Origin of the sequence: Belnapia arida (genome assembly GCF_016773205.1) — a bacterium.
In the GTDB taxonomy this organism is placed as follows: domain Bacteria; phylum Pseudomonadota; class Alphaproteobacteria; order Acetobacterales; family Acetobacteraceae; genus Belnapia; species Belnapia arida.
In genome coordinates this window covers 1-3460 of record NZ_JAETWB010000115.1, presented here as the reverse complement: position 1 = coordinate 3460, position 3460 = coordinate 1, and the positions used below count along the sequence as shown (strand labels likewise).

Sequence of the window (3460 nt, the reverse complement as noted above, 5' to 3'; positions counted from 1 at the left end):
GGTCCACATCCCGCCCATTTGGGCCGGGCCAGAGCCCAAACCACCGCCAATCGCGCATTCTCAAACGGGGTCTTAGACCCCGTTTGCAAAGTGGTGAGGACACCGGCCTGACGGGCTGATCCTGGCCTCTCGGACGGCGTTGCAAGCGGTCTCCTGCCTGGGGACCGCCATGTGGACGCCCGCTGATCGCGTGCTGGTTGGAGATTTCGGCTCCGGCCAAGCCATGACAGATGAGCAGTTCCGGTTGCTTGAGCCGCTGATCCCGCCCGCCAAGCCCGGTGGGCGGCCGCGCACGACAGACATTCGGAACCTGCTGGACGGCCTCTTCTACGTCGTGCGCACCGGCTGCCAGTGGCGGCACCTGCCTCCTCCTCCGGCCTTCCCGCCGTGGCGCACGGTTTATGGTTACATGCGCGCTTTCCTACATGGCGGTGTGTGGGAGAGCATTCGCCACCACTTCGTCGTCATGCTGCGCGAAGGCGCTGGGCGAGAGGCGAGCCCCACGGCGGCGATCGTCGACACCCAGAGCGTAAAGACCACGGAGAGCGGCGGTCCACGCGGCTGGGATGCCGCCAAGCGCCTGAAAGGGCGCAAGCGTCACATCGCGGTGGACACGGACGGGCTGCTGCTCGGCATCCTCGTGCACGCGGCCGACATCCAGGATGCCGACGGTCTCGGCGATCTACTGAAGCGCGTGAAGCCACTCTATGCCTGGCTCCGGGTCGTGTTCGCCGACAGCATCTACAATCGCCTTGCTGCCCTGCTCGCCTGCTTTCTGGCGGGTCTCGTGCTGATCATCGTCCGCCGCGCCGCAGGCAGCATCGGCTTCGTCGTGCAGCCGCGCCGTTGGGTGATCGAGAGATCGCTCGGCTGGTTCGGCCGTTGGCGGCGGCTGTCCAAGGACTACGAGGCGTTGCCCGAGGTCGCTGAGGCCATGGTCACACTGGCCGCGATCCGCCTGATGTTGCACCGCCTCGCCCATCCCAATCGCAGGCGGCTACCTGCACCATGACTTCACAAACGGGGTCTTAGTTCCCCGAACTATAGAAATATTTTAGGTGTGTTTCCGGCATAGAGGGGAGAAAGGGGAGTAAATCTCGAAATTTCTGTAAGTATTTCTAGTATATCACCTAATGTATTGTTGAGAATGCTCCATAGTAAGCCGATATGTTGCTGATGCGTTGTGCACGAGGATGCGGGATGAGCGAGCAGCAGAAGGCGACGACATCAGTGCGGATCTCGACGATGTCGCTGGCGACGCTGCGACTTCTGGCAGCGGCAAGGGCGAACGAGGAGGGCGGGCGTGCCAGCCTCGGTCGGGCTGTGGACGAGCTCGCGCGTCGCTTCGCATCGGACCCCGCTAAGGACAATGCCGCATGACCGATGACATTCTTGCCGAGGCCGAGCAGCTGGTCGACCTCGGACCTGTCGAGGCGGCGCAGGCGATCTTGGCCGAGCACCAGGCGCTGCTCTCCGATGCTCGACAGGTGGCGGCGCGGGCAAACGCCGCGCTTCAGGTCGCACGTGCCGAGCTAGAGCGTCTGGTCGACCGGGCCTTCTCAGGGCAAGTGGTCACGAGCGAGCAGGTTGCTGCGGCCCATGCCGCCGCGCTTGATGGCGAGAGGTACGCCACCTTCCTCGGCGCTGTGGCGCGACGCTTCGAAGAGCCTGTGGCTGCAGCGCGCGCTGCCCTGGCGGACGCGCTGCATACGGCTTGGCTGCCGGTGCTACGGCGCGGTCAGGATCGTCGCATCAGCGCAGCGGCGCGTGCCGACAGGGCGCGCATGATGGGAAGTGTGACTAGCAGCACCTTCCCGGATGACAAGCGCCGGATCCTGGAAGCGCGCAAGCTGGCTTTCGACTTGGCTGAGCCAGAATTCGGGCGAGGCACGGCGCTGATCGACATGGCTGCTGACCATGGCGCGCGACTGGATATGGCACTTCGGGTCGGTAAGCCGACTTGGCCTTCGTCGGAGGACAGGGAGCGCCGCTACTGGGGCAGGCCGCTCAGCCTGGATGACCTGACCGATGCGGCGTAGCGCCTTCCGCATTGGCGGCCGGATCTTCTATCTCGACGCGGCAACCGCCGCGCAGGTGAACGAACTTCGCCTCACCGATCTGAATGCCGCCCTGGCTTTGGCAGATCGGAGCAGCCGGGCAGTGGCGCCGCCCGGCGGCAGTGTCAGCACAAGCCTGCTGTTTTTGGATGGAGCAAACAAGATGACCCAGAAGATCGTTGACGTTAACGGCCAGCAACTGATTGTGGACGCAAATGTCGGCACGGCGATCGAAAGCCTGCAGGGCCAGAACACGATGCTGCAGGCAATCATCCAAGGCCGGACCGGTGGCGGTCAGGTCCAAGACGCCGCTTCTGCCGCTATGGTTGCCGTTCGGCAGGATTTTGCCAGCCGGAGAGACCCAAAGACCCCTTATGGCGCCCATGTGAAGGCGCTCTCGGACGTTTGGAAGAATTCCGGTGTCTGACGACGTCACCCGCGAACTCGCGGAGCTGCGCCACCTGGTTGCCGCTCTGCAGGTTCGGCTTGATGCGAAGGATGGCGAGATTGCTGTCCTTCGCCATCTGCTGAAGACGACGGAGGGAAAGCCGCGGGCACGTCAATCTTGCGGGCGACGCATCCGCCGGGAATGGCCTGACATTGGTCTAGGATCGGCGGTGCAGGGCATCCATACTCGCTCGAAACTGGGCGAGTGAAAAGATGTCTGACCGCAATTCTAGCAAAGTGGAACCTGAAGCTCAGGCTCGGCGTGATGAGTTGTCTCTAACTGCATTATGGGAATCTGTTTTTAAAAGTGCTGATGTAGTATTCAAGCTAGTGTCTTGGCTTTTGATCGCTGTTGCGGTCAGAGCGGCGGCACAAATAACGGATAATACAAGTTTAAAGATATTATCCATAATACTTTTCTTTGTTTACTCAACTGTTGGTCTTACATTAGGTTTATTTTTAGTTGGCGGCAAATATGTTCATAAAGATCTTCCAGAAATTTGGCAATCCATTGCCAGATTAGTTGGAGTGGTAATCGGATTTTCATTATTTGCCTTTCTTGTCTCACCATATCTTTGGTTTGATCAGCTGGTGAATGCTTTGTCTGAAGGCCTCCGCCGTTAATGCCAGTAGTTAGCGGGCCCGCAGCCGGAAACACGGGCGCATGTCGAGATCCTGGGTGAGCCGAACCACAATCGGCTCTGCCTGATTGCGATAGAGGGTCGGAGGGATTGCTGTGTCTTCAGCGAACAGGCTTTGGCTACCTTGTCGGCCTGCGCCCTGGAACTGATTGAACTGCACACCTCCTCGGCCGACTGCAGTGCTAGCTGCGAGGGTTGCGGCCTGCATTCCGCTCTCAAGGAACGCCATGCCGATGTAGGTGAACCGCCCCGGCTTCGCCGGAGGGTGGTTTACTTGGGTCACGCCGCCATGGCGGGTGCCTCGAGCTGAGCATG

Annotated in this window: 7 protein-coding genes; 6 read left to right on the top strand and 1 reads right to left on the bottom strand. The window is 61.0% G+C overall.

Annotated features, from left to right (window positions below):
- Positions 1 to 169 precede the first annotated feature (169 nt).
- The 6 genes from JMJ56_RS32815 (at position 170) to JMJ56_RS32790 (ending at position 3128) form a co-directional block, all read left to right on the top strand.
- Entirely contained in the window at positions 170 to 1012 is an 843-nt protein-coding gene (locus JMJ56_RS32815) for an IS5 family transposase (protein ID WP_202836072.1), read from the top strand.
- A gap of 188 nt (positions 1013 to 1200) precedes the next feature.
- Entirely contained in the window at positions 1201 to 1380 is a 180-nt protein-coding gene (locus JMJ56_RS32810; RefSeq protein ID WP_202836071.1) for a hypothetical protein, read from the top strand.
- Positions 1377 to 2039 (top strand): hypothetical protein, encoded by a 663-nt coding sequence (locus tag JMJ56_RS32805; protein ID WP_202836070.1) that lies wholly within the window; start codon positions 1377 to 1379, stop codon positions 2037 to 2039. The genes JMJ56_RS32810 and JMJ56_RS32805 overlap by 4 nt, the downstream gene beginning before the upstream one ends.
- Entirely contained in the window at positions 2029 to 2484 is a 456-nt protein-coding gene (locus JMJ56_RS32800; RefSeq protein WP_202836069.1) for a hypothetical protein, read from the top strand. The genes JMJ56_RS32805 and JMJ56_RS32800 overlap by 11 nt, the downstream gene beginning before the upstream one ends.
- A complete protein-coding gene (locus JMJ56_RS32795) occupies positions 2477 to 2713 on the top strand; it encodes a hypothetical protein (protein WP_202836068.1) in 237 nt (78 codons plus the stop codon). The genes JMJ56_RS32800 and JMJ56_RS32795 overlap by 8 nt, the downstream gene beginning before the upstream one ends.
- A 4-nt stretch (positions 2714 to 2717) precedes the next feature.
- A complete protein-coding gene (locus JMJ56_RS32790; RefSeq protein WP_202836067.1) occupies positions 2718 to 3128 on the top strand; it encodes a hypothetical protein in 411 nt (136 codons plus the stop codon).
- Between the two features lie 9 nt (positions 3129 to 3137).
- On the opposite strand, the gene JMJ56_RS34630 is transcribed toward JMJ56_RS32790, so the two are convergent.
- Positions 3138 to 3460, bottom strand: a 323-nt coding sequence (locus tag JMJ56_RS34630; protein ID WP_407927990.1) for a hypothetical protein, incomplete at its 5' end; no start/stop codon positions are given.

Coding starts and splice junctions, on each gene's coding strand:
- JMJ56_RS32815 (WP_202836072.1), top strand. CDS start 170: ATGTGGACGCCCGCTGATCGCGTGCTGGTTGGAGATTTCGGCTCCGGC.
- JMJ56_RS32810 (WP_202836071.1), top strand. CDS start 1,201: ATGAGCGAGCAGCAGAAGGCGACGACATCAGTGCGGATCTCGACGATG.
- JMJ56_RS32805 (WP_202836070.1), top strand. CDS start 1,377: ATGACCGATGACATTCTTGCCGAGGCCGAGCAGCTGGTCGACCTCGGA.
- JMJ56_RS32800 (WP_202836069.1), top strand. CDS start 2,029: ATGCGGCGTAGCGCCTTCCGCATTGGCGGCCGGATCTTCTATCTCGAC.
- JMJ56_RS32790 (WP_202836067.1), top strand. CDS start 2,718: ATGTCTGACCGCAATTCTAGCAAAGTGGAACCTGAAGCTCAGGCTCGG.